General features: G+C 39.1%; 2 protein-coding genes and 1 tRNA gene. 1 reads left to right on the forward strand and 2 read right to left on the reverse strand.

Translation table 11 applies throughout. The annotated features are described in order from the left end of the window. Positions 1-2 precede the first annotated feature (2 nt). A complete protein-coding gene (gene add / locus J582_RS25125) occupies positions 3-944 on the forward strand; it encodes an adenosine deaminase (RefSeq protein WP_081405586.1) in 942 nt (313 codons plus the stop codon). A 155-nt stretch (positions 945-1,099) separates the two neighbouring features. Here the strand turns inward: add and J582_RS25130 are convergent. Then, positions 1,100-1,176, reverse strand: a tRNA-Pro gene (locus J582_RS25130). Positions 1,177-1,318: 142 nt separating this feature from the next. Beyond that, positions 1,319-1,498, reverse strand: a 180-nt coding sequence (gene nadA, locus J582_RS26620) for a quinolinate synthase NadA (RefSeq protein WP_171073064.1), incomplete at its 5' end; no start/stop codon positions are given.

Raw genomic sequence — 1,498 nt, forward strand, 5'->3', positions numbered from 1 at the left:
ACATCCGCATTCAAACTATTTTAGAATTAGGCCAACAATACAATTTAGACTTGCCTGCTTACGACATTGAATCTTTACGACCACACGTACAAGTGATGGATAACCAACCCGACTTATTAAGTTTTTTATCTAAGCTCGATTGGGGAGTAAAAGTATTAGCGAGCCTAGATGCCTGCAAGCGTATTGCTTTTGAAAACATGCAAGATGCAGCGCAACAAGGCCTAGACTATGTAGAATTACGTTTTTCACCGGGTTATATGGGAATGACACATCAACTTCCACTTGAAGGTGTTGTAGAAGCTGTGATTGCGGGCGTAAAAGAAGGCAGTCAAGCTTACGGCGTAAAAGCGAATTTAATTGGCATTATGAGCCGTACTTTTGGCCAAGAAGCCTGTGAAAAAGAATTAAATGCCCTGCTTGCCCATAAAAATGATATTAAAGCGTTGGATCTTGCTGGAGATGAGCTTGGTTTTCCGGGTAATTTATTTATTGAACACTTTAAAAAAGCACGTGATGCAGGTTGGCACATTACAGTACATGCAGGCGAAGCTGCCGGCCCAGAAAGTATTTGGCAAGCGATTGAAGAATTAGGCGCTGAACGAATTGGACATGGTGTTAAAGCAGTTCAGGATTTAAAACTTTTAGATTATTTAGCGAAACATAAGATTGGTATTGAGTCTTGTCTCACCTCAAACATTCAAACCAACACAGTACCGTCTTTAGCAGAGCACCCATTAAAGACTTTTTTAGAACATGGTGTACTTGCCACCATTAATACAGATGACCCAGCGGTAGAAGGCATTGAGATACAACATGAATATTTATCTGCTGCCCCATTAGCAGGATTAACGCCTGAACAAATTTATACAGCTCAAGAAAATGGACTTAAAATTGCATTTTTATCAGAACAAGAAAAAGATGAGTTAAGGCAGAAATATCAATAACAGAGAACAGAACTTATTTAAACAAGTTCAGATATTGGAGCAATTTGGAATTAAAATTTTATTATAGAAAACAAAAAAATTTCTTCTATCCATAAGATAAGAAGAAATGATTTTAATATATGGGATATTTTAGAAAGCTTAAACGCTTTTAAATATGGTCGGAGCAGTAGGATTCGAACCTACGACCCCCTGGTCCCAAACCAGGTGCACTACCAGGCTGTGCTATGCTCCGATCTATCTCAGCTTTTGCTGTATCGCACATCGTGCGGTACGGTGTGCATTCTAGGCGCGACGCCCTCAGACGTCAACACCTATTCTCAAAAAAAGTTAAAAATCCTTATCAAATGTATATTTAACAAGCATTTTGAGGCTTTTTAACGTTTTAACGATGCACTAAAGGCTAACATTCGATCTAAAGGCATTTTGGCACGTTCAGCAAGCGCTGGATCAACGTGTATTTCTTGATCGCCTTTTTGTAAAACTTCTAAAATTCCATCAAGTTCATTCATTGCCATCCACGGACAATGCGCACATGAACGACAAGTTGCTCCCTC

The organism is Acinetobacter sp. 1566109, assembly GCF_000582255.1.
In the GTDB taxonomy this organism is placed as follows: Bacteria; Pseudomonadota; Gammaproteobacteria; order Pseudomonadales; family Moraxellaceae; genus Acinetobacter; species Acinetobacter nosocomialis.